General features: G+C 51.6%; 23 protein-coding genes and 1 other RNA gene. 12 read left to right on the top strand and 12 right to left on the bottom strand.

Features of this window, described 5'->3' with window-relative positions; all coding sequences use genetic code 11:
• Window positions 1–47 precede the first annotated feature (47 nt).
• The 3 genes from ubiH to MLE19_RS07770 all read right to left on the bottom strand — a co-directional run bounded on the left by ubiH (window position 48) and on the right by MLE19_RS07770 (window position 3,327).
• A complete protein-coding gene (gene ubiH / locus MLE19_RS07760; protein ID WP_240717615.1) occupies window positions 48–1,289 on the bottom strand; it encodes a 2-octaprenyl-6-methoxyphenyl hydroxylase in 1,242 nt (413 codons plus the stop codon).
• Window positions 1,290–1,382: 93 nt separating this feature from the next.
• Window positions 1,383–2,723 (bottom strand): Xaa-Pro aminopeptidase, encoded by a 1,341-nt coding sequence (gene pepP / locus MLE19_RS07765; protein WP_240717616.1) that lies wholly within the window; start codon window positions 2,721–2,723, stop codon window positions 1,383–1,385.
• A 25-nt stretch (window positions 2,724–2,748) separates the two neighbouring features.
• On the bottom strand, window positions 2,749–3,327 hold the full coding sequence (locus MLE19_RS07770) for a UPF0149 family protein (RefSeq protein ID WP_240717617.1): 579 nt from the start codon (window positions 3,325–3,327) through the stop codon (window positions 2,749–2,751).
• 191 nt (window positions 3,328–3,518) lie between these two features.
• Between MLE19_RS07770 and MLE19_RS07775 the strand changes: the two genes are divergently transcribed.
• The 3 genes from MLE19_RS07775 to MLE19_RS07785 all read left to right on the top strand — a co-directional run bounded on the left by MLE19_RS07775 (window position 3,519) and on the right by MLE19_RS07785 (window position 4,739).
• Entirely contained in the window at window positions 3,519–3,818 is a 300-nt protein-coding gene (locus MLE19_RS07775; RefSeq protein ID WP_240717618.1) for a cell division protein ZapA, read from the top strand.
• 73 nt (window positions 3,819–3,891) lie between these two features.
• Window positions 3,892–4,074: non-coding RNA, 6S RNA (gene ssrS, locus MLE19_RS07780), on the top strand.
• Between the two features lie 53 nt (window positions 4,075–4,127).
• Window positions 4,128–4,739, top strand: a complete 612-nt coding sequence (locus tag MLE19_RS07785; RefSeq protein ID WP_240717619.1) for a 5-formyltetrahydrofolate cyclo-ligase — start codon at window positions 4,128–4,130, stop codon at window positions 4,737–4,739.
• Window positions 4,740–5,180: 441 nt separating this feature from the next.
• On the opposite strand, the gene ilvA is transcribed toward MLE19_RS07785, so the two are convergent.
• Entirely contained in the window at window positions 5,181–6,695 is a 1,515-nt protein-coding gene (ilvA, locus tag MLE19_RS07790; RefSeq protein ID WP_240717620.1) for a threonine ammonia-lyase, biosynthetic, read from the bottom strand.
• 119 nt (window positions 6,696–6,814) lie between these two features.
• Between ilvA and rpiA the strand changes: the two genes are divergently transcribed.
• Complete coding sequence (rpiA, locus tag MLE19_RS07795; RefSeq protein WP_240717621.1) at window positions 6,815–7,486, top strand: ribose-5-phosphate isomerase RpiA; 672 nt, start codon at window positions 6,815–6,817, stop codon at window positions 7,484–7,486.
• Between the two features lie 27 nt (window positions 7,487–7,513).
• Here rpiA and waaA read toward each other — a convergent pair whose 3' ends face one another.
• The 3 genes from waaA to MLE19_RS07810 are packed head-to-tail and all read right to left on the bottom strand — an operon-like array spanning window position 7,514 to window position 11,323.
• Window positions 7,514–8,806 (bottom strand): lipid IV(A) 3-deoxy-D-manno-octulosonic acid transferase, encoded by a 1,293-nt coding sequence (gene waaA / locus MLE19_RS07800; protein WP_240717622.1) that lies wholly within the window; start codon window positions 8,804–8,806, stop codon window positions 7,514–7,516.
• Entirely contained in the window at window positions 8,806–10,236 is a 1,431-nt protein-coding gene (hldE, locus tag MLE19_RS07805) for a bifunctional D-glycero-beta-D-manno-heptose-7-phosphate kinase/D-glycero-beta-D-manno-heptose 1-phosphate adenylyltransferase HldE (protein ID WP_240717623.1), read from the bottom strand. Before hldE ends, waaA begins: the two co-directional genes overlap by 1 nt.
• Window positions 10,226–11,323, bottom strand: a complete 1,098-nt coding sequence (locus MLE19_RS07810) for a glycosyltransferase family 9 protein (RefSeq protein ID WP_240717624.1) — start codon at window positions 11,321–11,323, stop codon at window positions 10,226–10,228. The genes hldE and MLE19_RS07810 overlap by 11 nt, the downstream gene beginning before the upstream one ends.
• Here MLE19_RS07810 and MLE19_RS07815 point away from each other — a divergent pair.
• Entirely contained in the window at window positions 11,322–12,062 is a 741-nt protein-coding gene (locus MLE19_RS07815) for a 3-deoxy-D-manno-octulosonic acid kinase (RefSeq protein ID WP_240717625.1), read from the top strand. The genes MLE19_RS07810 and MLE19_RS07815 overlap by 2 nt on opposite strands.
• On the opposite strand, the gene MLE19_RS07820 is transcribed toward MLE19_RS07815, so the two are convergent.
• Window positions 12,040–13,023, bottom strand: a complete 984-nt coding sequence (locus tag MLE19_RS07820; RefSeq protein WP_240717626.1) for a glycosyltransferase family 90 protein — start codon at window positions 13,021–13,023, stop codon at window positions 12,040–12,042. The two genes, MLE19_RS07815 and MLE19_RS07820, sit on opposite strands and share 23 nt — an antisense overlap.
• A gap of 17 nt (window positions 13,024–13,040) precedes the next feature.
• Entirely contained in the window at window positions 13,041–14,069 is a 1,029-nt protein-coding gene (locus tag MLE19_RS07825) for a glycosyltransferase family 4 protein (RefSeq protein ID WP_240717627.1), read from the bottom strand.
• A gap of 86 nt (window positions 14,070–14,155) precedes the next feature.
• Between MLE19_RS07825 and MLE19_RS07830 the strand changes: the two genes are divergently transcribed.
• The 4 genes from MLE19_RS07830 to MLE19_RS07845 are packed head-to-tail and all read left to right on the top strand — an operon-like array spanning window position 14,156 to window position 18,466.
• Window positions 14,156–14,908 (top strand): glycosyltransferase family 2 protein, encoded by a 753-nt coding sequence (locus MLE19_RS07830; RefSeq protein ID WP_240717628.1) that lies wholly within the window; start codon window positions 14,156–14,158, stop codon window positions 14,906–14,908.
• A 31-nt stretch (window positions 14,909–14,939) separates the two neighbouring features.
• Window positions 14,940–16,115 carry a glycosyltransferase family 4 protein gene (locus MLE19_RS07835; protein WP_240717629.1) on the top strand — a complete coding sequence of 392 codons (1,176 nt, stop codon included), beginning with the start codon at window positions 14,940–14,942 and terminating at the stop codon, window positions 16,113–16,115.
• Window positions 16,079–16,798, top strand: a complete 720-nt coding sequence (locus MLE19_RS07840; RefSeq protein ID WP_240717630.1) for a YrbL family protein — start codon at window positions 16,079–16,081, stop codon at window positions 16,796–16,798. Before MLE19_RS07835 ends, MLE19_RS07840 begins: the two co-directional genes overlap by 37 nt.
• Window positions 16,799–16,822: 24 nt before the next feature.
• Window positions 16,823–18,466 (top strand): sulfatase-like hydrolase/transferase, encoded by a 1,644-nt coding sequence (locus MLE19_RS07845; protein ID WP_240717631.1) that lies wholly within the window; start codon window positions 16,823–16,825, stop codon window positions 18,464–18,466.
• On the opposite strand, the gene waaF is transcribed toward MLE19_RS07845, so the two are convergent.
• Both waaF and rfaD read right to left on the bottom strand, forming a co-directional pair.
• Window positions 18,456–19,499 carry a lipopolysaccharide heptosyltransferase II gene (gene waaF / locus MLE19_RS07850; protein WP_240717632.1) on the bottom strand — a complete coding sequence of 348 codons (1,044 nt, stop codon included), beginning with the start codon at window positions 19,497–19,499 and terminating at the stop codon, window positions 18,456–18,458. The genes MLE19_RS07845 and waaF overlap by 11 nt on opposite strands.
• Complete coding sequence (rfaD, locus tag MLE19_RS07855) at window positions 19,492–20,448, bottom strand: ADP-glyceromanno-heptose 6-epimerase (RefSeq protein WP_240717633.1); 957 nt, start codon at window positions 20,446–20,448, stop codon at window positions 19,492–19,494. Before rfaD ends, waaF begins: the two co-directional genes overlap by 8 nt.
• A gap of 109 nt (window positions 20,449–20,557) precedes the next feature.
• Here rfaD and glyQ point away from each other — a divergent pair, with 109 nt between their 5' ends.
• The 3 genes from glyQ (at window position 20,558) to gmhB (ending at window position 24,317) form a co-directional block, all read left to right on the top strand.
• Window positions 20,558–21,529 (top strand): glycine--tRNA ligase subunit alpha, encoded by a 972-nt coding sequence (gene glyQ, locus MLE19_RS07860; RefSeq protein ID WP_240717634.1) that lies wholly within the window; start codon window positions 20,558–20,560, stop codon window positions 21,527–21,529.
• Window positions 21,529–23,595 carry a glycine--tRNA ligase subunit beta gene (glyS, locus tag MLE19_RS07865; protein WP_240717635.1) on the top strand — a complete coding sequence of 689 codons (2,067 nt, stop codon included), beginning with the start codon at window positions 21,529–21,531 and terminating at the stop codon, window positions 23,593–23,595. The genes glyQ and glyS overlap by 1 nt, the downstream gene beginning before the upstream one ends.
• A 173-nt stretch (window positions 23,596–23,768) precedes the next feature.
• Window positions 23,769–24,317: a D-glycero-beta-D-manno-heptose 1,7-bisphosphate 7-phosphatase gene (gene gmhB, locus MLE19_RS07870; protein ID WP_240717636.1), complete on the top strand. Its 549-nt coding sequence runs from the start codon at window positions 23,769–23,771 to the stop codon at window positions 24,315–24,317.
• 187 nt (window positions 24,318–24,504) lie between these two features.
• On the opposite strand, the gene gyrB is transcribed toward gmhB, so the two are convergent.
• Window positions 24,505–26,925: a DNA topoisomerase (ATP-hydrolyzing) subunit B gene (gyrB, locus tag MLE19_RS07875; protein ID WP_240717637.1), complete on the bottom strand. Its 2,421-nt coding sequence runs from the start codon at window positions 26,923–26,925 to the stop codon at window positions 24,505–24,507.
• Window positions 26,926–26,945 lie beyond the last annotated feature (20 nt).

The following is a 26,945-nucleotide window of genomic DNA, read 5'->3' on the forward strand; positions in this document are numbered from 1 at the left end:
CAAAGCGTTCCTGTTTTAGTGGCAAATAGCTGTAGGGGCAAATAGCGTTAGCGTTCCAGGCCCATGGCGCGGCGAGCGAGACTTCGACGCAGCGGCCCAACCAGATTCAGGCCAATTAATCCGGCGGCGCGGGCATGAGGCAGCAGCGGGAAGGAGAGCCCAAACAGCCGCACTAGGCCGTCGCTAAAGCGAATCACGTTGGCGCGATCTTGGGAGCGCTGCTTCTCAAACGCTTGCAGTGTGCTCATATCGCCCAGCGGTAGCCTGGCATGCTCACCCTGCTCCAGCGCTTCGACAAGATCCATTACCCCACGTAAGGCCAGGTTAAACCCCTGCCCTGCGACGGGATGTAAGGCGTGAGCAGCGTTACCTAACACCGCCAGTCCTGGCCGCACCGGCTCTTCTGCGGTGACCAGCGAAAGCGGATAGGCGTGACGGGTGCCGACCTGTGTAAACCGCCCCACTCGATCGCCAAACGCCTGCTGTAACTGCAGCAGAAACTCACGCTCGGAAAGCGCCATACGCGCTTGTTCACTGCCACTCGGGTGCGTCCATATCAGCTCCATGGCCTGGCCCGGTAGTGGTAACAGCGCCATTGGCCCTTGTGCCGTAAAGCGTTCGTAAGCCACCCCACGATGGGGCTGGCTCACGCCTACATGCGCGATAAGCGCTGTTTGTTCGTATGATTCACGGCGACTGCCAATCCCTAGCTGCTCTTTAAGTCCTGAGCGCCCGCCATCGGCCAATACCGTTAGTCCTGCGGTTATCTGGCTACCATCTGAGAGGGTTAGATGATGTCCGTTCGCCACAGGCGTCAGTTGCTCAACCTTGGCTGGGCAGTGCCACTCCAGCGGTAATTGGGCAAGGCGCCGATGCAGCACTCGGCCCATCCAGGCATTGGGGATGACGTGGCCAAGGGCTTCCACTCCCAGCTCGTCAGCACTCAGCCGCGTCGCGCCTAAGCGGCCGCGCTCACTAATATGAATGCGCTTGATAGGCGTCGCCTCATCACGCATCGCTTCCCACACACCTAACTGTTGAAAGCGATGAGCGGAACCTTCAGCAATCGCACTGGCCCGCGCATCAAAACTGGGTTGCCAGGCACTTTCTAATGATTGCTTTGTTAATGGCGATGACTCTATGACCGCTACCCGCCAACCGTAACGCCCAATCAGCGGCGCAAGAGCACAACCTAAACTAGCGCCTACTAAGCCACCGCCCACAATCACAATGTCGTGAGTTAGCGCTCGACCAGCCGTTTGACTCGCCGCCTGTTGAGACCCTTGCATCGGCTTCCCCCTATTGATAGCGCCGCACCTTTAAAACAACTAATAATTCGTAACGTAATTTACATAAAGACTGTTAAGGATATTCAGAACTGGTTACTTTTTAGCCATTAGTGCCTCAATATCAGCAATCTCTTTGGGCACATCCGTAGTTAGTACTTCATGCCCTTCAGTAGTAACAACTACGTTGTCTTCAATACGAATACCAATACCGCGAAACGCGTCAGGAATATCCTCATCGCTAGGGATATAAAGACCGGGCTCGACAGTGAGTACCATGCCAGCGACCAGTGGCCGTGGCGTTTGCTCATCTAACCGATAGGTACCGACATCGTGTACATCCAGCCCTAACCAGTGTGATGTCGAGTGCAGGTAGAAGCGCCGATAACTCTCATCATCAATGCGCGCCTGAACATCGCCTTCCAGTAGGCCAAGCTCAATCAGCCCAGTGGTTAGATCGTGCACCACGCCCTGATGGATATCAGTGAGAGTAGCTCCCGGCTGGACGGCGCTAACAGCGCGTTGCTGGGCATTGAGCACTACTTGGTAGAGCGCCCGCTGGGCATCACTAAACCGCCCAGACACCGGGAATGTGCGAGTGATATCACCGGCATACAGCTCAAACTCGGCACCCGCATCAATCAGTACCAAGCCCTCTTCGCTCAACAGCGCGCTGTTTTCAATATAGTGCAGTACGCAGGCGTTAGCACCGCTCCCCACAATCGTACTGTAGGCGGGGCCACTGGCACCTTGCCAGACAAACTCATGCTCTAATTCAGCCTGTAACTGGAATTCACTAAGCCCAGGGCGAGATACCCGCATGGCACGCAGGTGAGCATGGGCAGATATCAGTGCTGCATGCCGGAGCAGAGCAATTTCGGCATCACTTTTGATCAGCCGCATGACATGAATCAAGGGGCTAATATCCAGCCAGCCTTTGAGCGCTGGCCGCCCGCGACGAAGCCCCGCCTTAGCATCGTTTAAGGCCTCTTCGGCGACGGCTACTGCATCGATATTATCCAGCGGTAAGTAGAGCAATTCGCGCCCAGCAAGTAGCGCGGTTAACTGTTCATCGCGTTCGGCGTTTTCAAACGCCTGATCAATACCGTGTTCAGTCACCACGCCCGCCGCACCCAGCCGCCGGCCGGTCCATGCTTCCATGGTGGGATCACGATCTTGACAGAACACCACGCTTTCACCGTCAGCCCGCCCTGGAAGCAGTACCAGCAGCGCATCGGGTTCGCGAATGCCGGTCAGGTAATAAAAATCACTGTTCTGGCGGAAGGCAAATTCGCTGTCACGCGAACGGATCATAAGACCCGCGCCGGGAAGCACCACTGCAGCGCTCTCCGGCAGTTGTGCCATCAAGGCGTCACGGCGCTGGCGAAACTCGGCCACGCTGATTGCAGGGGGACGAGGTAACATCTCGGACAACATAGCGGCTCCTGTGAAAGCAGTACGATTAGTGAACGGGCGCGTCGGTTTGTTCGACTTGCGGCATGCCTGGGTGCTGCTCGGTATACAGCAGCATAGCGGCCATGCGGGCATGCTCGGTCAGCGCGAACAGGTCATTTTCGTTTTCAGGGCTATCGTCAATATCAGTATCGATCCGACCTAACCCTTCGAGGTCACTGATCGCTTCGCGAAGCGCTTGGGACCACCGCTCACGCAGCTCGTTGTCAGCCACTTCATCGACCACTTCGATAAAACCTAACGTCCACTCTTTAAGGCCTTGCGCTTGCTCGCCTAAGGAAAACAGCTCATCAGGTAGCAGCGGCGTATAGTCCAAGTCGCTGGCGCTGAGTGCTTCCACCGTTTGCCGCCGCCAGCCTAATAGCCGCTCAGCACTTGCCTGATCGCGGGGCTGTTCAACGCCTAAACTCTGGCAGACTTCATCCAACCAGTGCTCTGCGCTCACATCGCGTAGCGCCAGCAACGCACATAGGCGACCATCCAAAAAAGCCGGTGACTGCATGCTGCCATGCAGTAGAAAAATATCCGCCACATCAGAGAAATCCTGATGCTCATCAATCAATGACATAATAGTTAGTAACCTCGTATTCACTCGCTGTACTGGGTGTATGAGCGACAGTGTGTGTAATTGGAAAGCGTGCTGCTGGCACCCACGCGTTGACCGCGCACAAGCGCCTCTCTTATAGTGAGCGACACCTTTCTTCCTATGCTGTGATGTTAACGCATTGGGCCCCCTGCTGGCCCGTGCTGGAGTCTTTGATGAGCAATGCCAAGCGGCCAACCAAAGAGATAACCCTGTTAGGGCGCGGCTATATCATTGCCTGCGACACGGGCGAAGAAGCCAAGCTTGAGCGCGCCGCCCGCTACTTGGACCGCGCCATGCAGGGTATTAACGCCCAAAGCAGCGTCCTGGGTAGCGAGCGAGTGGCCATCATGGCAGCCCTCAATATCGCCCACGAGCTGCTTGAAGCCATGGATGAGCACCGCGCGGGTGAAGAGAACCTGAACCGTTTAAATGATCGCCTTGAACGTGCATTGGCCAAAACACGCCAGACCTAACGCATTGCCTGAAAGCCCTGCAAACGTTTAACCCGACACTTTGGCATTGGCGGCCGCTCTGTTAGGATGGCGGAGTTCTCTGGGGTGTACGCCAGTCGTTATAGTCCCTCGAGCCTATGCGTAATACCCTGGGGGCCAAATGCTAGCCAGACCCGTGTGCATGTCCGTGCGTCGGAAAGCCTGACGGTCTGGCTGCGGCCACCCACCTGAACCAGTAGGTTCAGGGCCAGAATGACAGCGGCACTCTGGAGAACACCCCTCTATTGGGGAGTGCGTATGAGGGAACATGTAGCATAAGAGAACGTATGCATGGAAAGCCTCCATCACGATAGTGACAAGCGTGCGCTTCGCCGCTTTTTACGTCACCAACGCCAAGCCCTTTCTCAGCATGAGCAGCGCCTTGCGGCCAACCACTTGTGCCAGCACCTCAAAACCCTGCCTGAAATCCATCGCGCACGACGTGTAAGCCTTTACCTGCCCATCAATGGTGAAATTGACCCAATGCCGCTGCTTCCTTGGCTGCGCAAACGAAAGGTCGAGGTCTATTTACCTGTGCTACGTCCTTTCAGCATGAATACTCTTTGGTTTGTCACCTATCGGCCCGATACCCCGATGGTCAAAAACCGCTTTGGTATTTGGGAGCCCGATTTACGCTTTAGCGCTCAGCGGCAAAATCGCCTGCCAGCCTGGGCCTTAGACACCCTAATAGTGCCGCTAGTGGGATTTGATGCTAACGCTAACCGCATGGGCATGGGGGGCGGGTTCTATGACCGCAGCTTAGCGTTTATGCATCACCCCGGCCCAAAGCCTAGCTTGATTGGCGTCGCTCATGCCTGTCAGCAGGTGGTTTCTCTACCTGTGGAGCCATGGGATGTGCCCTTACAAGCGGTGGTCAGTGACCAAGGCTGCGTGCGTCGCTAATAACCGCCCATGAAAAAGGGCTGATCTTTTAAGGATCAACCCTCTCACTGATAGCTGTCACCCGGGTTAACAGCGTTATAGCAGCTCGTTGTTGGAATTAACTCCCCGACAACGCCTGCGCATAACCGGTGGCGAGTACCCCCAATGCAAACACCACCATCAACGCCATTACCATATCAGGCTTCTTACGCCGCATGCCGCTTCTCCAACACCTTTATCGTTACCGAATGTGTTAAATCTGCCACTCTTTGCTGTCACCAGCAGAATGGCAGATTTGATTAATTTCGCTCACGACTATAGGGCTATATGGGCACGGCTGACAACTGCTTAAACAACATTTTTTAACCTCTTTCAAAACCATTTAGTAACGTTATGTTACTAGCAGCTCTGACGTTTAGGGTAAGCAAACACTTACATACCAATATTGCTCGCAAAAACCAACTAGGCCATGAACAGTCGATAGGCCGGGTTGTCGCTTTCGCGCCAGTAACGGTAGCCAATAGCGTCCAGATACTCTGCTACATGGGTGCGATCCCCGTTAGGCACTTGCATACCCACTAGCACTCGGCCATAGGCAGCGCCATGGTTGCGATAGTGAAACAGCGAAATATTCCAGTCGTGGGGCAGTTGGGTCAAAAAGTTCATCAGTGCACCCGGGCGCTCCGGAAACTCAAAGCGATACACTTCCTCTTCAAAGCGCTCACTGGGACGACCACCGCTTAAGTGACGAATATGTAGCTTTGCTAACTCATTATCGGTCAGGTCTTCCACCTGGTAGCCGCCTTCCCGCAGTTTTTCTATTACGGCTAAGCGATCTTCACCGCCAGGCTTCACCTGAATACCTACATAAATATGTGCTTCACTGCTATCGGCATAGCGGTAGCTAAATTCAGTCACCATGCGCTTACCTAGCGTGCGGCAAAACTTTTTAAAGCTGCCGGGTTTCTCGGCGATAGTTACCGCCAGAATTGCTTCACGCTGCTCACCGAGCTCAGTACGTTCGGCAATATGCTGTAAGCGATCAAAATTGGTATTCGCGCCTGAGTTAATACATAGCAGCGTCTCGCCTTCGGCACCGGTCTGCTGCACGTACTTTTTAAGCCCCGCCAGCGAGAGCGCGCCTGAGGTTTCCGCTACCGCACGTGTATCCTCGAAAATATCTTTTACTGCAGCGCACATTTCATCGGTATTAACGGTGATAACGCCATCAATCAGGTCTTTGACCAGTGAAAACGGCACTTCGCCAATTTGCGCTACCGCCACGCCTTCCGCAAATACGCCCACTTGGTCGAGAATTACTCGCTCGCCTGCTTCCAGAGCCGCTTTTAGGCAAGCACTGTCTTCGGCTTCGACGCCAATCACTTTAATATCTGGACGCAGGTACTTCACATAGGCCGCCACACCTGCGATTAAGCCACCTCCGCCAACGGGCACGAAGATGGCATCCAAGCGCCCAGCGTGTTGACGTAAAATTTCCACGCCGATAGTGCCTTGGCCCGCCACCACATCGATATCGTCAAACGGCGGAATGTAAGTGTAGCCGTGCTCTTTAATTAACTCTTGAGCATGCTCGGCAGCGGCGGCAAAAGCGTCGCCTTTGAGGATGACCTTAGCCCCCCGGGCGCGTACCGCCTGCACTTTGATATCGGGGGTAATACGCGGCATCACGATGACCGCTTTGACACCCATCAGCTTGGCGGCCATGGCCAGCCCTTGGGCATGGTTTCCGGCGGAGGCGGCAATCACGCCTTTGTCTTTTTGCGCTTGGGTGAGCTGCGCCATTTTGTTGTAAGCACCGCGGATTTTGAACGAAAACACCGGCTGCAGATCTTCGCGCTTAATCAAAATTTGGTTGTTGAAACGACGCGACAAAAAGGGTGCAGGGGAAATCGGGGTCTCACAAGCGGCTTCATATACGCGGGCTTGGAGGATCTTTTTGACGGTTGCTTCGAGCATGCGGGTATCCCAAGGGAAGAACGTGAGCAGAAAAACCTTTATTGGTAGCAGATTACGCCTAGCGGCGTCTAGACCGCTATACTAGCGCCACTAACTCACCTCTGACTCTCAGGCTTGCTATGAACCAGGATGAATTAAAGGCCGCCGTGGCGGACGCCGCCATTGCAGAAATTAAATCTCAGTTGGAAAAGGATACCATCTTAGGCATCGGCACCGGCTCCACGGCCAACCTGTTTATCGATCGGCTAGGGCCTTTGCGCGACCGCTTTAAAGGCGCGGTGGCTAGCTCTCAAGCGAGCGCGGAGCGCCTAAAGAAACTGGGCATTGAGGTGTTTGAGCTTAACAGCGTTGGCACAGTTCCTTTTTATATCGATGGTGCAGACGAAGTAAATGCTAACTTACATATGATTAAAGGCGGTGGCGCCGCGCTGACCCGCGAAAAAATCGTGGCTGCCTGCGCCGAGCGTTTTATCTGCATCGCCGATGGCTCAAAGTTCGTGCCTAAACTAGGTAACTTTCCGCTACCGGTAGAAGTGATACCGATGGCACGCTCCTATGTTGCTCGCGAGCTTGTCGCCCTGGGCGCTGACCCGGTTTATCGCCAAGGAGTCGTCACCGACAACGGCAATCAAATTATCGACTGCTATGAATTTATGATTAACGACCCGGTGGCCATGGAAGCGCGCATCAACGCTATCGTCGGCGTTGTTACCAACGGGCTGTTTGCCGCCCGCGGCGCCGATGTTCTACTGCTGGGCAATGAAGATGGCGTAGAGCGGTATAGCGCTTGAATAAAGAGCCTTCGATAGAGGCACAGATTAACGAGGCAGCAACAACTCCAATCCCCTTATAGTGCGAGCCAGCGCGCCTTTTTGTGTCTCAATCACCGCGCGTCCAGCGCGCCCAGCCTGTTGGGCGCGCTCAGGGTTAGCAAGATAGTCTGCCACGGCGTCTGTCAGGGCATCCGGGCTATCGACTAAAGTTAGCGCACCCGCCGTTACCAGCGGTTCAGCCACGTCGTCAAAGTTCTCAATTGAAGGCCCGCTTAGTACTGGCCTGCCTAACGCTGCCGGCTCAAGCATATTGTGTCCGCCTAGCGGCACCAGGCTACCCCCTACAAAGGCCACACGACCTGCTGCATACAGCGTTGCCAGCTCACCGAGCGTATCCCCCAGGTAAACCTGGGTTTGCGCCGTCACGGGCTGCTGTTGGCTACGACGGCTGAGTGCCCAGCCTTCTGTTTGGCAAAGCTTAGCTACTTCTTCAAAGCGCTGAGGATGGCGAGGCACCAGTACCAGCAATACATTCGAATAGCGCTTAAGTAGCTGACGATGGGCTTGCAGTATCAATGCCTCTTCGCCATCTCGTGTGGAGCCTGCTACCCACACCGGACGCTCTCCCCACTTTTGAAGTAAATACTCACCCTCTTCAAGGGCCTTATTTTGGCTAGCCATTTCAAATTTCAGCGAGCCAACTATGCGGATAGTATCCATACTGCAACCCAGGGCATGAAAGCGTTGGGCGTCTGCCGGCGATTTTGCGGCTAGCCAGCTAATCTCGTTGAGCGTGCTGGCCATTAGTGGTCGCAGGCGTTGGTAACGCTCGAAGGCTCGGGGCGATAAGCGGCCATTGACTACCGCAACCGGCACTCTCTGCTGTCGGCAGGCGTGGATCACGTTGGGCCACAGCTCGGTTTCAAACAAGATCATTAGTTTGGGTTGAACGCTACGTACAAATCGTTTGGCAGCACCGGGAAAATCCAGCGGTAGAAAACGATGGGCAAGCCTTGCTTGATCGTCTGGGGATTGCTCGCTAATGAGCTTTAGGGACTGCTGTGCACCGGTAGCCGTCATGGTGGTGAGCAGCAGGCTATACGTGGGATAGCACTTTAATAGTTTCTCAATCAGCGGCCGAGCAGCACGCACTTCACCTACCGAAGCACAGTGCAGCCAAATACGCGGCGCGGGAGGCAGCGGTTCAAGGCGTAACCCCAGCCGCTGAAGGCGTGAGTAAGTGGGTACTTGCTCTCGCCAGATACGCCATCCAATCAGCGGTGATAGTGCATATAGCACCGCTGAGTAGGCCAGCCGTGGCCAAGCGGGAGAGGCCATTATCGCTCGCGATCTAAAATTGAGCTAATCATCGCTGAGGTCGAAACGCCGTCTTCAAAACCCAGTACTTTAACTTCACCACCATTGGCCATAACAGCCGCGCCCCCGGCGATGTCTTCAGGCCGATAGTCTCCCCCTTTGACCAAGATATCCGGTAATATCGCTTCGATCAGCGCTTGAGGGGTGTCGTCACTAAATGGCACTACCCAATCGACCGCCCCTAACCCCGCCAATACCTGCATACGCCGGTTTAAGGGATTAATCGGTCGCTTGGGGCCTTTCAGGCGACCAATGGAGGCGTCGTCGTTAACCGCGACAATTAAACGATCGCCCAGGCGCTTAGCCTGCTCGAGATAAGCCACATGACCAGCATGCAGAATATCAAAACAGCCGTTGGTCATTACCACCCGCTCACCGCGAAGCTGGGCGGCCCTGACGGCCTCGACCAGCACGGCAGGCTCAATGACCCCAAACTCGGCCAATTTATCGCCGTGCAGCGCAGTGTAGAGCTCGGCGATGGAGAGCGTGGCCGTGCCCGGCTTGGCCACTACCAGCCCAGCCCCCAAATTGGCCAACATCATCGCTTCGGGAAAGGCGTGACCCGCCGCTAGCGCTAGCCCCATTAAGCCGATAACGGTATCGCCCGCCCCTGTTACATCAAAAACTTCCTGAGCCCGAGTAGGCAAATGCAGCGGTGCATGCCCTTCGCGAATCAGCGTTATGCCCTTTTCACTGCGAGTAATCAGCAATGCTTCAAGCTCCAACTCAGCGCGTAGCGCTTCGCCCCGGCGGGATAACTCATCGTCGGACGCGCAATGGCCAACCACTGCTTCAAATTCAGTCAGGTTGGGAGTGATTAAACTTGCCCCACGATATTTACTGAAATCCTGCCCTTTCGGATCGATCAGCACCCGTTTGCCCTGGGCTCTTGCGTTGGCGATCAGGTTCTCGACTTGGTTCAGCGTGCCTTTGCCGTAGTCGGAAAGGATCACTACGTCGCAGTCGGGGAGCGCCTTTTCTACCTGAGTCACCAGCTCACTGGTATCGACACTGTCCAGGCGCTGCTCGAAATCCAGGCGCAGTAATTGCTGGTTACGGCTCATTACGCGTAGTTTAGTGATCGTTGGTATCTCAGAGCTACGCTGAAAGTGAGTACTTACACCTGATGCGTTCAAGCTGGCTTGAAGGATCTGCGCATTTTCGTCATCCCCAATCACACCTGCCAGAACCGCATGGCCACCCAAGGAGGTAATGTTCAATGCCACATTGGCCGCCCCGCCTGGACGATCTTCAACATCTTCCACGCGCACCACTGGCACGGGCGCTTCAGGAGAAATGCGCGAAGTACCACCATGCCAGTAGCGATCAAGCATGACATCGCCCACCACTAGCACGCGGGCATGTTCTAACGCGGTTAAATCAATCTTCATCGATGCTCCCTGCGCTGGCGGCAGAGTCGGTATGCGCCAGCAGTGTATCCAGTTTAGCGATAACGTCGTCTGCTTTAATCAGCATCATGGCGCTGGGGTGACGCACCCGCTGGCCCCAGCTCACCTCATCTACTGACTTATGCAGATAGGTACGAACCGCGTCGGGGTAGGCGTTGACCGCAAACTCACGCCATAAATAAGGCGCGGCACGCTGGGGATTGGTCGACGCGTAAAGGCCCAATGCAGGCGTTCCCATGGCATTGGCCATATGGATAGGGCCGGTGTCTGGCGCTATCACCGCTTGGGCTTGATCGATCAGCGCTAATACTCCTTTCAGCGAGGTGCCGCCAATGGCGTTAATCACACTGGCTGGCTGGCAGAGTGCTTCAATTTGATCGCCGATTTCTCGCTCCAGAGCACTGCCACCACCGGTCAGCACGCTTTTGAGGCCGTACTGCACCCATGCGTGTTCAATGACGCTGGCGTAGCCCTCTACCGACCAGTTGCGAAAATTACGCAGCCGGACGTTACTGCACGGGTTAACCACCAGGTAAGGGGCGTTACCGCTAATCACCTGGGCTTCGTTACGCGCCGTTTCAGTGACGGGCAGATTCCACTCCAAATGATCGTCCTTCACCCCGAGCACCCGGGCGAAGTCCATGAAGGACTCCAACACATGGGCATTGGGGTGGGGCGCAAGCTGATGCTGGGTGAACCAGTGCTGAGCATCTTTGGCACGTGCTTTGTCGTAGCCCACGCGTACCTTGGCTTTAAGTCCAAGTGACAGCACACTGGCACGAATGGCCTGCTGCATGTGCAGCAGTACATCGAAGCGCGTATCGGCAAGCTGCCGCCAGAGCGCGCGCATACCGGCAACCCCAGTCGCTTTGTCGTAAACAACAAACTCGACCCCGGAAAGCCCCGCCAGTAGACTGTGCTCCCCCTTGCCGATAATCCAGGTAATGCGCGCATCGGGCCACTGGCGCTGCAACGCCCGTACCGTGGGCACGAGATTGCACACGTCTCCTAGGGCGGAGAGGCGCAAAATGGCAATGTGGTTAGGCTGAACAGGCAGAGAGGGCTTCATGCGCTTAGCGGCACTCCGGCAGAAAAATGAGCTGATTTTACATGATGCAGACAGTTTATGTGACGCACCGGGAACACACCAAATGGATCCTGTTCTGTTCACTGCCCAATACTGGCGTGAGCGCGGATTAATTGTGGGCTCAGCGCCAGGCCGGGGCAGCAGTCTTTTTTTGCAGGCCACACCAACCGAGCAGTGGGTGCTACGGCCCTATCGGCGGGGTGGCATGGTGGCCAAGTTAAGTGAAAAACGCTACTTATGGACAGGCGCTGAGCGTACCCGCGCTTTTAGTGAGCTGCGCTTAACCGCCACGCTTTTTGAGCAAGGGCTGCCGGTGCCCCGCCCCGTCGCAAGCTGTGTTACCCGCTACGGGTTTACGTATGAAGCCGCGTTAATCACGGTGCGTATTGCCGACGCTAAGGCGCTCGCTGAGCTACTGGTCAATGACTTGGCTGATGAAGCGTTGTTGCAGCGTGTAGGCGTGATGATCCGACGCTTTCATCAAGCGGGTCTAGATCATGTCGACCTGAACGCGCGAAATATTCTGGTCGACGCCAGGGGGACGCCTTGGTTAATCGACCTTGATCGCTGCCACCTTCGTGGGGCAGGAAAATGGCAGGAAGAAAATCTGAAAAGGTTGGAAAAATCGTTAAAAAAATTTATTAATCAGCATTCTCAGGCAGCCATGCGCTCTATTCGTGAAGGTTATGAAAAGGTCATTACCACAGGTCTAGTTCAATAGGCTCGCACTGCCCGGTTTTTTCCAAATATTTTTGTAGTACTAATAAACCGATCAGATGCTCTTGGCGTTTATCTTTAAAAGTATTCACGTAAGCATTGGCATTTTTTACAATGCTATTCGCTTCGTCAGGGTGTTTAACATAGTATTTTACTTTCTTCTCTAAGTCTGAGTAATCATCGGCTAATTCAACATAATGCTGGCCCGGCACCAAGGAGCCCTCCATAAACCAAGTTTCAAATTTAGGCCGCGTCATAAAGCATAGTGAATTAGAACTCATAATCCATTTTAAATTTGTAGCTACATCATTACCTTCAATACTTAAAATGAACTTGTATGTGAGCTGTTCTGATATACTCATTACTCCACGGTGCCATGGTTGATCTGTAAAATTAGGATGACTATCACCCACGTTACACAGCGGATTATCATAAAATTGTCTTACAAAAGCCTGTCGATGCGGGCGATGACAAGCACCCCGCCAAACTAACTGGTTTTTTTTCTGCGCAAACGGTATTGAATCATTTACGAAAAAGTAATGCCGTATTCGATTGAGCTTTAACAAAATAGAATTCGCATTATGCTCAGAGATAGGTCGGCTTTTCAACAATGTTGGATGCTCAGGTACGCTACGAATATCACCTGGAAGATAGAAAAAATTGTACTTCGGATCAAAAGCGAGCAGATACTTCTTCATATCTATGTAATAGGCCCAACTTTTCTCGCGTACAAACTCCGCAATGGATTGCGCTTCTGAAGGTAACAACGTTGAAGACGAAAGCTTATTGTAATAATTCACTCGGCGAGCAATTTCTTTTCGCTTTTCATCATCTTGCTCGTAAATCTCTTGAAATAGCGAGGCTTTTTGAGTGAGATAGAACTGCCTTGGCAAGCCAATCTCAGCAATACCCTGAAGATAAAACTTAACCTTGTGGCGATTTTTTTTCCATTTATCAGCTAACAAAAGTGGCTCCACACACGCTAGTTGGCAAGGGAATGGTAAACATCACAGTATTTTTGCGCCATTAAATGCGGGCTGAATAACGTTAAACGATGATGAGCGTTTTCAGCTAGAGCGGCCCTATACTCTTTAGACTCTGCTAATTGAATAACAGCATCACGTAACGCGATGGCATCGCCAGTTTCTATCAATAACCCTGTCTCTTCATGGCTGATCAGATCAGGTATGCCTCCCACTCGAGTAGCCACGATCGGGACTTTAGCCTGCATAACATCAAGCAGTACCGAACCTAACCCTTCATTTCGTGACGGAAATGCAAAAAGATCCAACCCTGAAATAAAATCGCCAATGTTGGGCTCGAACCCTGCCCACACTACATTAGCTAAATGCTGACTTTCTTGTCGCAGCACATTTTCATCTTCTCCCTGGCCAAAGAAGACAAACAGCAGATTTGGATGACTTTTTTGTAATTGAGAAGCTGCATCTAAAATCACGCGCTGTCCTTTGTGACGATCCACCAACGCGCCAATATGACCCACAATAAAACGATCAGCATACCTTGATCTAAAATCCCTAGTCACTTGATTATCGGGTATAAAATTAGACATGGCACTAGGAATGACCGGTATGTCGTATTGAGTCCAATGCATCAATTGTTGCTGAATAATTGATGAAATAGCGACACAGCAGTCAGCATCCCCGTAAAAAAGACGATTAGCCCACTTATCCTTAATTATTGTATCAACGCGTCGCGTTACCACATAAGGCGTTCGATATAAGCGCTTATGCAACCATGCCCAATGAACTGCTTTAGCTTCGTGTGCGTGTACCACAGAAGCTTTACCAGCCCGCACATGCCCTGCCAGTTGATGATTAGCATCAACCAGCCTGAGATTAGCAACGTCCTCTAGCTTGTCGCGTAACGGGGAATCGTGGCGGCACACCAACGTTTGCGCAGCAACTAGATTTTCTAACGACTGGATAAGCAATGCCGTTTGACGTTCACCACCCCGGAAGCCTTTGGCCAAATTGACATGGATGATGTGCAATAGCGCCTCACTGAAGATTTTGTAAAAATAAAAACGCTACAATAGCACTCTTGATCTATTCTCTCACACTCACAGGATCATCACTTATGCCTACAGGCGTTAGCGTTGTTATTATCACTCGAAATGCTGCCTCAACGTTACAAAATACGCTGGATGCTGTGCAGTGTTTTGAAAACGTGGTGATTTACGATAACGGCTCCACCGATGATACCTTCCGTATTGCGGCGAAATATCCTAACGTTTCACTACATCAAGGTGATTTTCTTGGCTTCGGGCCTACCAAACGTTATGCCGTTTCATTAGCCAAGCATGATTGGATACTCTCACTTGATGCCGACGAAGCACCTTCCCCAGAACTCATCGACTCAATCACAAAGTGGATTAACGACGCATCACCTAGCGACCTAGGTGAGATCTTGCGCGAAAACTGGATGATGGATCAGCCAGTTCGTTACTCTGGATGGGGTAATGACTGGCTAATTCGGCTATTCGATCGTCGCCGTCATAATTTCAACAATGCCATGGTTCACGAAACTATACCCGTGAGCAATATTAGCCGTGTACAACGCTTATCGGGTACTATAAAGCATACCGCCGTGACAGATTTGTCGCAGTTTCTAGAAAAAATTAATCGTTACTCAAACATTCGTGCTGAATCTGGAAGGCTAAAGCAGTACTCAGTTCCGGCCATTTTTTTCAAAGCAGTTTTTGCTTTTCTGCGAACATATTTCTTTCAGCAGGGCTGGCGCGATGGCTGGAGAGGGTTAGTAATAGCAGTGTCGAATGCCAATGGTGTATTTTGGAAATATATGAAAAATTTCTTGAAGACCCACTATTGAATTTCAAAAACTTCTGACAACAGGTTTTATCATGGAAGACATACCGACGGCAGTTATTGCCATCCGAAACTTGAATAAGACGACTGGCGCAGCAAGGATTGCTCTGCAACAAATTTCAATTTTAAAAAGCATGGGGTATCGCGTAACCGTCATATGTGAAAAAGTTAATAAAAAAACAATTATGTCCTATGGTGCGGATTTAAAAATTATTAAAAAAATTCCGCTAACTAGCTATATAAGACGACTATGGTTTAGCAGACGTGCTAATGCATGGTGTCAACATAACAAACCCTCTCTTATCATCAGTCATGGTGATATGGAAAGTGCAAATATAATTTTTATGCACAATTGCGTTGATTTCGCACAAGAAGTAATTTACCCAAACTCAGCTCAACAAAAAAATAGTGTTTCTAAAATACATAACAGAATTTTAAGAAAAAGTAACTACCAGAAGGTCATTGCTAACTCTCAGTTAATGACTAATGATTTAACTACTCGTTACGCCATTCCAGCTTCCAAAATAAGCGTATTTTACCCAGGCTTTGATTCAAACCAATTTAATGACTCTAAAAAATCAATATTTAGGCAAAAAAAGCGAGATGAGCTTGGCATTAAAAAAGAAGAAAAGCTCATTGGCTTAATTACTTCCGGTGATTTCAAAAAAAGAAATTTAGACTTATTCATTGAAATCGCGCGAGATTTAGTAAAAGAAAACAACATTTTGTATCGCTTTTTAGTTATTGGACAGGGAGAGATAGATACATATAAAGAAAAAACAGTTCGTCTAGGTGTAGACCAATATTTTATATGGAAAAAAACGGTTCCTGAGGTAGAGCAATACTATGCTGCGTTAGATCTCTTTGTTTTGCCTGCACATATCGAAGAGTTTGGTTGTGTTATATTAGAAGCGATGGCATGTTCCACATTGACGCTGGTATCTGAACGTGTAGGTGCTGGAGAGCTGCTCAAGGACGGGTTAGAAGATTTAATTGTAAACGGTTATATTTCAGAGCAGTGGGCGATAAAAATTGAGAGCCTCATGCTGAAAGACAATACAATTATACACAGCCAACTAGTCGAAACGGCGAGTCATTACACTTACGAGTATCAATATCAAACGCTAAAATCGTTAATTTCAGAACACCTCAAAGAAAATATCAAGGATGATATATGCAAACCTCATTTAGAGAAATCAAAAAACAAATAAAGAGTAGTGAAAAAATAATTTTGAACGATAGTAGTATTTTATCCTATGGTTCAAATCGAGTCTGTTATTTAGATGAGTCCAATCCTTCAAAAATAATTAAAGTTGCTAGGCACCCTGAAAGCTGGAAAAAAGATCATCGACAGAGCTTTTCTGAGTGGTATGTATCAAAATCTATTGCTTCTACTAATTCTGATTGTTTAATTAGTCAATGTCAAAGCTGGGTAAGAACGAACAAAGGACCTGGATTAGTTGTCGAAAGAATTGTTGACGACCATGGCCAGTCTATTACTTTGCGCAAGCTTTTATTTAGAAGAGAACTCAACGTTGAGCGTGCCTTGTTGTTAGTAGAAAAAATCATTTATAATTTTTCTGTTAATGGTGTTCCGGCATCTGATTTTAATATAGATAATTTTGTCATTGAGGGTGAGCACGCTAATAATAAGCTGGTTATGATTGATGGTTTCTCTCCAAAAAAAATCAATCTAAAAACATGGTTACTTTTGCATAGTAAAATATTGTCGAATCGCTATACCAAGCGGAAGTGGCGCCAAACAAAAACTAGATTTACCTACTGTGCGCAAAAAGTTTATGCTGGTGATTATAATTTTGCCGCAGCCATGCCTCTGAGTGGTGCTTCAAAAGGATCGCCAAGCATCAAACCGTCATGCTCTAATATTAATTAACTCGTCTTATAATGTAGGCTAAATATGAATCCTCGTGCTATTCGAAAAATAGCGATCATCACTATTGGCCTCTGCCTAGGCTATACCGCTACGGTGCTGACCCGCCTGCCTTGGTGGACGCTATTTTTTGTAGCAGCCGTGTGGATTGGTGTGGGCTTGAAGCTGCGCTGGGGCCACCCGGCTAACGCTCGTTACCGTAAAATGTGGCCTTGGTCGCTGTTGCCGCTGAGCCTATGGGGTGTTTACGTTTACCTAGCAGATAGTTTCGGCATCGTCGATCTAGGCGCGGTGTTTTTTCATCTTCAAGCAGGCATGGCCGAGCACGGTGGCGCCGGTAAGATGATTACCGCTGTGCTTTATACGCTAATCATGATTGGAGTGCTGGCAGCGGTAACGTGGCTATCACGTCACGACCAGCGCTGGCGGTTAGCTGAACGCTTTTTCGCTATTCTGCTACTGGCGAGCAATCCGCTACTGTTTGGCCTGGGTCAACGCAGCGCTGCGATAGTCACAGATGATGGCGCATGGCTGGATCGTCGCTATAAGACACCTCCTACTGAGGAACTGAGAGACGCCCCCAACTTGCTTCTCTTGTATCTAGAAAGCATTGAGCGTACTTACTCCAACGATCTGTTCGGGGATGCCTACGCCCATCTTAATACGCTGGGTGAACGAGGAGCGGTGTTTGAGGGTGTTCGTCAGATGGATAACACTGGTTGGACAATGGCGGGCATGATTGCCAGCCAATGTGGCGTGCCGCTGATGCCAGCTGGACTTCTCCACGACAGCCAGTTTGACCCTCTGTCCAAGGTGGTTCCGGGGGTTGACTGCCTGGGGGACATACTCGCCTCACAGGGTTACCGTCTGAGCTATTTGGGCGGTGCCAGTACTCAGTTTGCTGGTAAAGGTCTGTTCTACCGTGGCCACCAATTCAATACGGTAAAAGGGCGTGAAGATTTAGAACCCCTGTTAGAGGATCCTGAGTATGTGAATAGCTGGGGCCTTTATGACGACACCCTTTATGATATTACTGCAGACGAAATTCGTCGCCTGAATCAAGAAGATAACGGCCCATGGGGGGTGGTTAGCCTTAACCTAGCAGGCCATGCACCTAACGGTTATCCCTCTCAATCGTGTATGGATCGGCAAGGCGAGTTTGATGGTCAGGATATTCTTTACTCGGTGGAGTGCTCTACGTGGCTGGCCAGGGACTTAATTGAGCGCTTAGAAAGCGAGGGTCTTCTCGATAATACTCTTGTTGTTGTGCTCAGCGACCATCTGACAATGCGGGTTTCGGTGTGGGATCAATTGACGGCGTTAGACCGCGATAACACGCTGATTATGTTGGGTGAAGATATCCAGCCACAGCGCATTCGCCGGGACGCCACCATGGTGGATGTTTTCCCCACTCTGTTGGATGCGCTAGGGTTCCGCTTAGAGGGCAATCGTGCCGGGCTAGGCACGTCTCTGTTCAGCGATAATAATACGCTGGTAGAGGCTCACGGCATTGAGGTGCTTAATGAGCGCTTGCGGGAAGAGACGGCACTACAGCATCGCCTTTGGGAAGGCATTGCACCCCAGCGCCGAGAGTCTGACGTGCCCACGTCTCAAGAGCAAACAGTAGAAACACCTGCCGACCTAGCAGATGAAATTGAGCTCACCCATTAGCTATCAGGGTCTCCCGTTGATGAGCAGCGTGTATCTGTTGGTAAACCTGATCAACGCTCAGATGGTTGAGGCAGTTGGTATGCCCCAGTGGGCACGTCCGCTGAAAACAGGGGGAGCAGGAGAGCGCCAGATAATGAATGACCGCATTATCCGTCAGCGGCGGTGTGTAGGCCGGCGATGAAGAGCCGTACAGCGCATGAATGCGTACCCCAACCGCGGCGGCCACATGCATCAAACCCGAGTCATTAGTGACTACTTGCTGACAATCTGCCAGCAAATCAACGGCATCGGCCAACTGCGTTTTACCGCACAAGTTATGCGCATGGGAAAGGCCGTGGGTGATCTCTTCTCCCGCCGGATCATCCTTTGCCCCGCCCAACACGCGTACCTCAAAACCATCTTCTACCAGACGTTTGGCTAACGTATGAAAATAACTAATCGGCCACTGCTTGGCGGGGCCGTACTCAGCGCCGGGCATCATGCCAATAGCTATGCGCGATGAAAGTGAATGCGTCAGCCGTAAATTAACAAGATTATCTCGGTCAATCTGCAGGCGGGGTTTAGGTAGTGCAAAATCACCGCTAGTCGCTTCTTCAAGGGGTAAACCCAGCGACACAAAACGCTTTACCGTTTGATCGAGCACCTGCTTATCGAGCTTACGACGCTCCTTAAGAAGGCCATATCGATGCTCGCCTATGAAACCGACTCGCTCAGGGATACGTGCCATAAAGGGCACCAGTGCCGCCTTCCACGAACGGGGTAGCACAATGGCACGGTCAAAACGTCCGCGTAGACGCGCTGCTAGTTCGCGACGGCTAGCCAAGCCAAACTCACCGTGGCCAACCGCCAGCGGCAGCACCTCATCCACCTCGGGCATACGTTCCAAAATAGGCTGTGACCATGCCGGTGCCACCACACCAATCGTGGCGCTTGGCTGGCGGGCTTTTAAGGTCATAAACAGGCTTTGAGCCATGACCATATCGCCGACCCACGAAGGGCCAATCACCAGCAAACGCTGAGCTGAGTTAGCCATTTAGCCACCCCAAGTAGGCCTTCACCCCTTGAGCCACAGTTTTAAACTCCACATCGCAGCCACTCTCGCGTAACTGGCTAATATCGGCACGGGTATAACTCTGATAACGCCCTTTCAACTCTTCTGGGAAAGCAATGTAGTCGATCTCACCTTTAGCGTAGAAATCGATGACAGACTCGCCAATCGCTTTAAACGGCTCAGCGCGACCAGTGCCAAGATTAAAGATACCTGACTTGTCAGGATGGTCTAAAAACCAAAGATTTACATCGACCACATCACCAACATAAACGAAATCGCGGCTCTGCATACCCGCTTCATAACCCCCGTAAGCGCCAAATAGCTTCAGGGTTTCGCCATTACGAATTTGCAGATGATTGTGGTATGCCACGCTGGCCATCTTGCCCTTATGCTGTTCACGCGGGCCATACACATTGAAATAGCGAAAACCCACCACCTGAGTCGTTAATTCATTCCAACGCGAACGCACATGCTGATCAAACAGCAGCTTTGAGTAACCGTATACGTTGAGTGGCTTTTCACACTCGGGTACCTCTTTAAATACTTCGCTGCCGCCATAGGTGGCAGCTGACGAGGCGTATAGAAAGGGAATGCCCTGCTGCTCACAGTAGTTAAGCAGCACTTTGGAGTATTCAAAGTTATTTTCCATCATGTAGTGGCCATCCCATTCGGTAGTATCCGAGCAGGCGCCTTCGTGAAAAATCGCTTCAATCCTGGGTAAATCGACGCTTTCGCCCTTGAGAGCTGCTTTTACCCTGGCAAGGAAATCATCTTTATCCAGATAATCCGCCAGCGTGCAGTCAGCTAAGTTGACGAATTTGGTGCCATCACGCAGGTCATCGACCACCATTACATCGTTTCGACCACGGGCGTTCAGTGCTTTAACTAAGTTGGCGCCGATAAAACCGGCACCGCCTGTTACGACAATCATGCTGTTCTCCTTACCTAAAGCGGCTTGTTGGCATACTTGCCTATAACCCATCTGCCTAGGATTGTATACTTGACGCCTTATGAATTCATGGCCAACGGTGCTTTCCGCGATGAGTGTCTCGACAAACCAATCGACACCCGATGTGTCGACCTTTCAGGGCTTGATCCTTGCTCTGCAGCAGTACTGGGCAGAACAGGGCTGTGTCATCCTTCAGCCGCTCGATATGGAAGTCGGCGCGGGCACCTTCCACCCCGCCACCTTCCTGCGGGCAATTGGTCCCGAAACCTGGAACGCTGCCTATGTGCAACCTTCCCGCCGCCCTACTGACGGCCGCTATGGCGAAAACCCTAACCGCCTACAGCACTACTACCAGTTCCAGGTAGTGATGAAGCCATCGCCGAGCAACCTTCAGGATCTTTATCTTGGATCGCTTAAACGCCTCGGACTTGATCCGCTGATTCACGACGTTCGCTTTGTCGAAGATAACTGGGAATCCCCTACCCTGGGCGCCTGGGGCCTAGGCTGGGAAATCTGGTTAAACGGCATGGAAGTCACCCAGTTTACCTACTTCCAGCAAGCCGGGGGTATAGAATGCTACCCGGTCACCGGCGAACTGACCTATGGACTTGAGCGTATCGCCATGTACTTGCAGGACGTCGACAGTGTTTATGACCTCGTTTGGGCCATTGCCCCCGATGGCAGCAAAGTTTCTTACGGCGACGTCTATCTGCAAAACGAGCGCGAACAGTCTGCCTACAATTTCGAACATGCCGATGTGGATCAGCTGTTCGGCGCTTTTGACCACCAGGAACAAGAGTGCGGCAAACTGCTCGCTGCCAGCCTACCGCTGCCCGCCTACGAGCAAGTATTGAAAGCATCGCATACGTTCAACCTGCTGGATGCTCGCCACGCTATTTCGGTCACCGAGCGTCAGCGCTTCATTCTGCGCGTTCGTACCATGGCCCGCGATGTAGCCACCGCCTACTTTGAGTCGCGTAAAGCAGAAGGTTTCCCTATGGCGCCAGAAAATCTTCGCCGGGAACTGTTACAAGAGCTACTCGCCGACCAGGGAGACGACTAATGGCTGTAAATACCCTTTTACTGGAACTCGGTGCAGAAGAGCTTCCTCCCACGGCTCTGGACGCGCTTTCCGATGCATTTGCCGCAGGCATTGAGAAAGGCCTGCAAGAAGCCGATGTTCCCTTCGCCAGTGTTACCGCGTTTGCGACACCACGACGTTTAGCCGTACAAGTGCGTGAGCTTGCCGATAAACAGCCTGACCGCGACGTTGAGCGCCGTGGCCCAGCGCTGGCGGCTGCCTTTAAAGATGGCGTTGCCACTAAAGCGGCGGAAGGCTTCGCACGCTCCTGTGGCGTCAGCGTCGATGAGCTGATTCATCTGGAAACCGACAAAGGTACCTGGCTAGGTTTTCGAGAACAGCAGCAAGGTGAGTCTATTCAATCACTGCTGCCTGAAATTATCCGCAAATCAATCAGTACACTCCCCGTACCTAAAAACATGCGCTGGGGTGCTTCACGAATTGAGTTTTCACGTCCAGTGCACTGGCTGGTAGCACTTTACGGTAGCGACGTCGTGGCCGCTGAGGCGCTAGGCCTAGAGGCTAGCTGCACTACCTACGGTCACCGTTTCCACGCGCCTGATGCAATTCAACTGGCCCACGCCGATGAGTATGTAGCCGCCCTGGAAAATGCCTATGTGTTGGTGGACCGGGAGCAACGGCGTGAGCGCATACGTGAACAGGTATTAGCAGAGGCTGAAGTGCAGGAGGCCAATGCGGTTATCGACGAAGCCCTGCTGGTAGAAGTGAGCGGTTTGGTGGAGTGGCCGGTCGCCCTTACAGGCAGCTTTGATGAGCGCTTTCTGGAAGTCCCAGCCGAGTGCCTAATCTCCTCAATGAAGGCTAACCAGAAATATTTTCACCTGCTGGACGACGCTGGCAAGCTGAAGCCGCTGTTTATCACCATTGCCAATATCGACAGCGCTGACCCCGACCAGGTCATTGCCGGTAACGAGAAAGTCATTCGCCCTCGCTTAGCCGATGCGGCATTTTTCTATGATACCGACCGCAAGCGTACGCTCGCTTCGCGCATTCCACAGTTGGAAAGTGTCGTATTCCAGCAACAGCTTGGCACCCTGGCTGATAAAGCCCGCCGCAGTACGGTTATTGCGACCTTTATCGCCGAGCAGATCAACGGCGATGTGGCTCACGCCCAGCGCGCCGTAGCGCTTGCCAAATGCGACCTTGTGACCGAGATGGTGCTCGAGTTCCCTGAACTTCAAGGCATTATGGGGCGCTACTACGCCGAGCAGGATGGCGAACCTACAGAGGTTGCTCAAGCCCTTGAAGAGCAGTACTTACCACGCTTTGCTAGCGATGCAATTCCGCAAACTGCCACAGGCAAAGCGTTAGCTTTAGCTGACCGGCTGGATACCCTGGTAGGCATTTTCGGCATTGGTCAGCGCCCTACCGGTGCAAAAGATCCGTTCGCGCTGCGTCGCGCCTCGATTGGTGTGCTCAACATTCTGGTCAAAGGTGAGCTCCACCTTGATCTACGCGAGCTGCTTAAGGTTGCCGCGGATCAGCATCAGGGCTTACCTAAGGCTGATGGTCTAGTTGAGGATGTGCTCACTTACATGTTGGATCGCTTCCGCGCCTGGGGCCAGGAAGAGGGAATTAGCGCTGAAATGTACCTTGCGGTACATGCACGTCCGGTTACTAACCCCCTCGACTTCGCTCGTCGCCTTCGTGCTGTTAAAGCGTTTGCTCAGCGTGATGAAGCAGCTGCACTGGCTGCCGCTAATAAGCGGGTTTCCAACATCTTGGTCAAGCAGGAACACGACGGCAGCACCCAGGTCGATCAAAACTTGTTACAGGAAGATGCCGAGCGAGCGCTGTTCGACGCGGTGACAGCTAGCCAATCGCAGGTGGCTCCGCTATTTGCCGCAGGTGAGTATCAGCAGGCACTCGACTCGCTTGCTACGTTGCGTGAGCCGGTCGACACCTTTTTTGATCAAGTGATGGTCATGGCTGACGACCCGGCTATTCAGCGCAATCGGTTAGCGCTTCTTGCCAGCCTTCAGGCACTGTTCTTAGAAGTCGCTGATATTTCGCTACTCCCGCAGTAGTCTTCGCTTGATGACTCGCAACTTAAGCCTAACCCTTAACGGGTTGGGCTTTTTTATTGTTTAGGGCTGGGCATGTGTTTCACGTGAAACACTTTAGCGAGACCCGGGTAAGATAGTCGTTAAAATAGCGGGCAAAAAGCGTTGGTCGCTGCAACCGTAACAATAGGATCTCTATGCTAAGTGCCGATAAACTTGTCATTCTGGATCGAGACGGTGTCATCAACCATGACTCCGATAACTACATCAAATCCCTTAATGAGTGGGTGCCCTACCCCTCTTCAATCAAAGCCATTGCCCGCCTCACCCGCGCGGGATACTTTGTTGCAGTCGCAACAAACCAATCGGGCATTGCCCGTGGCTATTATGATGAAAAAACCCTCCATGCTATGCATGAACAATTAATAACGTTAGTAGAAGCGGAAGGTGGCCATATTGCCCATATTGCTTACTGCCCTCATGGGCCAGATGATAAGTGCCAATGCCGTAAACCGTTGCCCGGAATGCTTCAAGAAATCCAGCACCAGGTGAATCTAGAAAGCTTAATAGGAAGCTGGATGGTGGGTGATAGTTTGAGAGACCTGCAGGCGGGCAAGGCAGTAGGTTGCAAAACAGCGCTGGTTAGAACTGGCAAAGGAAGTAAAACTGAACAAAAAGGCGCTGGCCTTGAAAAGACCATGGTCTTTGATGATTTAGCTCAATTTGTTGATTGGTTAATTGAGTAATGACACGGTAACGATATATAGGCATGTAATCCTAGCTGGCCGATTACCTGACAGCTAGAAGCTTTGTGCTTGCCCTAAATAAAAGCGCCGCTATGAATAGTTTCATAGCGGCGCTTATCATTCTTACCATTATGCCATTAAGACTTATTAAGGTGTTTCACGTGAAACACTTTAAATGCAGCCTGACTTACACATCCAAATTCGCCACCAGAGCATTGGTCTCAATAAAGTCGCGGCGCGGTTCAACATCGTCCCCCATCAGGGTGTTGAACATCATATCGGCACCCACGGCATCTTCGATTGTGACGCGCAACATACGGCGACTGTCGGGATCCATTGTAGTATCCCAGAGCTGATCCGGGTTCATTTCACCCAGGCCCTTATAGCGCTGTACAGACAGACCACGCTGGCCTTCTTGCATTAGCCAGGCCAGCACTTCGGAGAAGTGCGACACAGGCTTCTGACGCTCGCCACGGGCGATAAAGGCGCCCTCTTCAAGGAACCCTTCCAGTGTTTCGCCTAATTCAGCAATGCCTCGATAGTCGGCACTTTCGAAGAAGTCGAGTCCCCAGGTGTACTCAGTGGTAACACCGTGGGCCACCAGCGCTACGGTAGGCAAGAAAAGCCCACGCTCAGAGTCTTCTTGAAGATGGAAGTGGTAACGCGGCCCACCTTCATAGGCGACCATGTCGTCCATGGTCTTCTGCAGCTCATCAATCCAATTCTGCATAGTGACGCGATCTTTCAGACTCGCCTCACCTTTTAACGCAGACGTATGGATGATTTGCTTGAGCACTTCATTGGGATAAACCCGCGATAAACGATCGATCCGTTTCATCACATTGCGATACTGGTTCACCAGCGTTTCAAGCTGAGAACCCGAGATACCCGGTGCATTGGCATTTACATGTAAACCAGCGCCATCCAGGGCCGTGGTGGTCAAGTAGTCCACCATCGCCTGCTCATCTTTCAGATAAAGCTCTTGCTTACCGCGCTTTATTTTATACAGCGGGGGTTGAGCAATAAAGATATGCCCGCGCTCGATCAGCTCTGGCATTTGGCGGAAGAAGAAGGTCAATAGCAGCGTACGAATATGGGAGCCATCGACGTCCGCATCGGTCATGATAATAACCGAATGGTAACGAAGCTTATCGGGGTTAAACTCCTCACGGCCGATGCCGCAACCGAGCGCGGTGATTAAGGTGCCCACTTCCGCTGAAGAGAGCATTTTATCGAAACGCGCTTTTTCAACGTTAAGAATCTTACCTTTAAGCGGCAAAATAGCCTGGGTACGACGATCTCGACCCTGTTTGGCACTCCCCCCTGCCGAATCACCCTCCACCAAGTAGAGTTCTGACCGGCTTGGATCTTTTTCCTGGCAATCAGCTAGCTTGCCCGGCAAACCTGCAATATCCAGAGCACCTTTACGGCGTGTCATATCCCGCGCTTTACGTGCTGCTTCTCGGGCACGCGCGGCGTCAAGCATCTTATTAACGATCGCTTTTGCTTCGTTAGGTTTTTCAATCAAATACTCGGAGAATAGGCGGCTCATTTCTTGCTCAACGGCCGTCTTCACCTCACTGGATACCAGTTTGTCTTTGGTTTGAGACGAGAATTTAGGGTCCGGCACTTTAACTGAAATAATAGCCGTTAGCCCCTCACGCGCATCATCCCCCGTGGTATTCACCTTGGCTTTTTTCAGCAGGTTTTCCGCTTCAATATAGTTATTGAGCGTACGGGTCAGGCCTGCGCGGAAGCCCGCCAAATGCGCCCCGCCATCACGCTGGGGGATATTGTTGGTGTAGCAGAAAATATTCTCAGTGAAGGCTTCACTCCACTGCATGGCCACCTCAACTTCAACGCCATCTTCACGGATAGCGTTAAAGTGGAACACCGGGTTAATGACACTTTTATTGGTGTTCAGGTGATCAACAAAGGCTTTTAAGCCACCTTCATAGTGAAATAACTCTTCTTTACCGCTACGCTCATCCAACAAGCGGATAGCCACACCGGAATTCAGGAAGGAGAGTTCCCTCAACCGTTTCGCTAAAATATCAAAATGGAATTCGATATTGCCAAACGTTTCTGGAGAGGGACGGAAATGTACCCGCGTTCCGCTTTTTTCAGTTTTGCCCACGACACCTAGCGGCGCCTGAGGCACGCCGTGGTGGTACATCTGCTCAAACACTTCACCCTGGCGCCAAATCGTTAAACGCAGTTCAGCGGAAAGTGCATTGACGACCGAAACACCGACACCGTGTAAGCCACCGGAAACTTTGTAGGAGTTATCATCAAATTTACCGCCTGCGTGCAGTACCGTCATGATAACTTCAGCAGCGGAAACACCCTCCCCTTCATGAAGCTCAGTGGGAACGCCACGGCCGTTATCGCTAACGGTGACCGACTCATCCGGGTGGATGACAACGCGAATTTCGCTGCAATGTCCAGCCAACGCCTCGTCGATGGAGTTATCCACCAACTCGAAGACCATGTGGTGCAGCCCTGTACCGTCGTCGGTGTCTCCAATATACATACCTGGACGCTTACGCACAGCGTCCAGTCCCTTGAGCACCTTGATGCTTGATGAATCGTAAGCCTGCTCGCTCATTGACCACTCCGTCGTGAAGT

The sequence above is a fragment of the Vreelandella neptunia genome, assembly GCF_022489065.1.
Lineage (GTDB): Bacteria > Pseudomonadota > Gammaproteobacteria > Pseudomonadales > Halomonadaceae > Vreelandella > Vreelandella neptunia_A.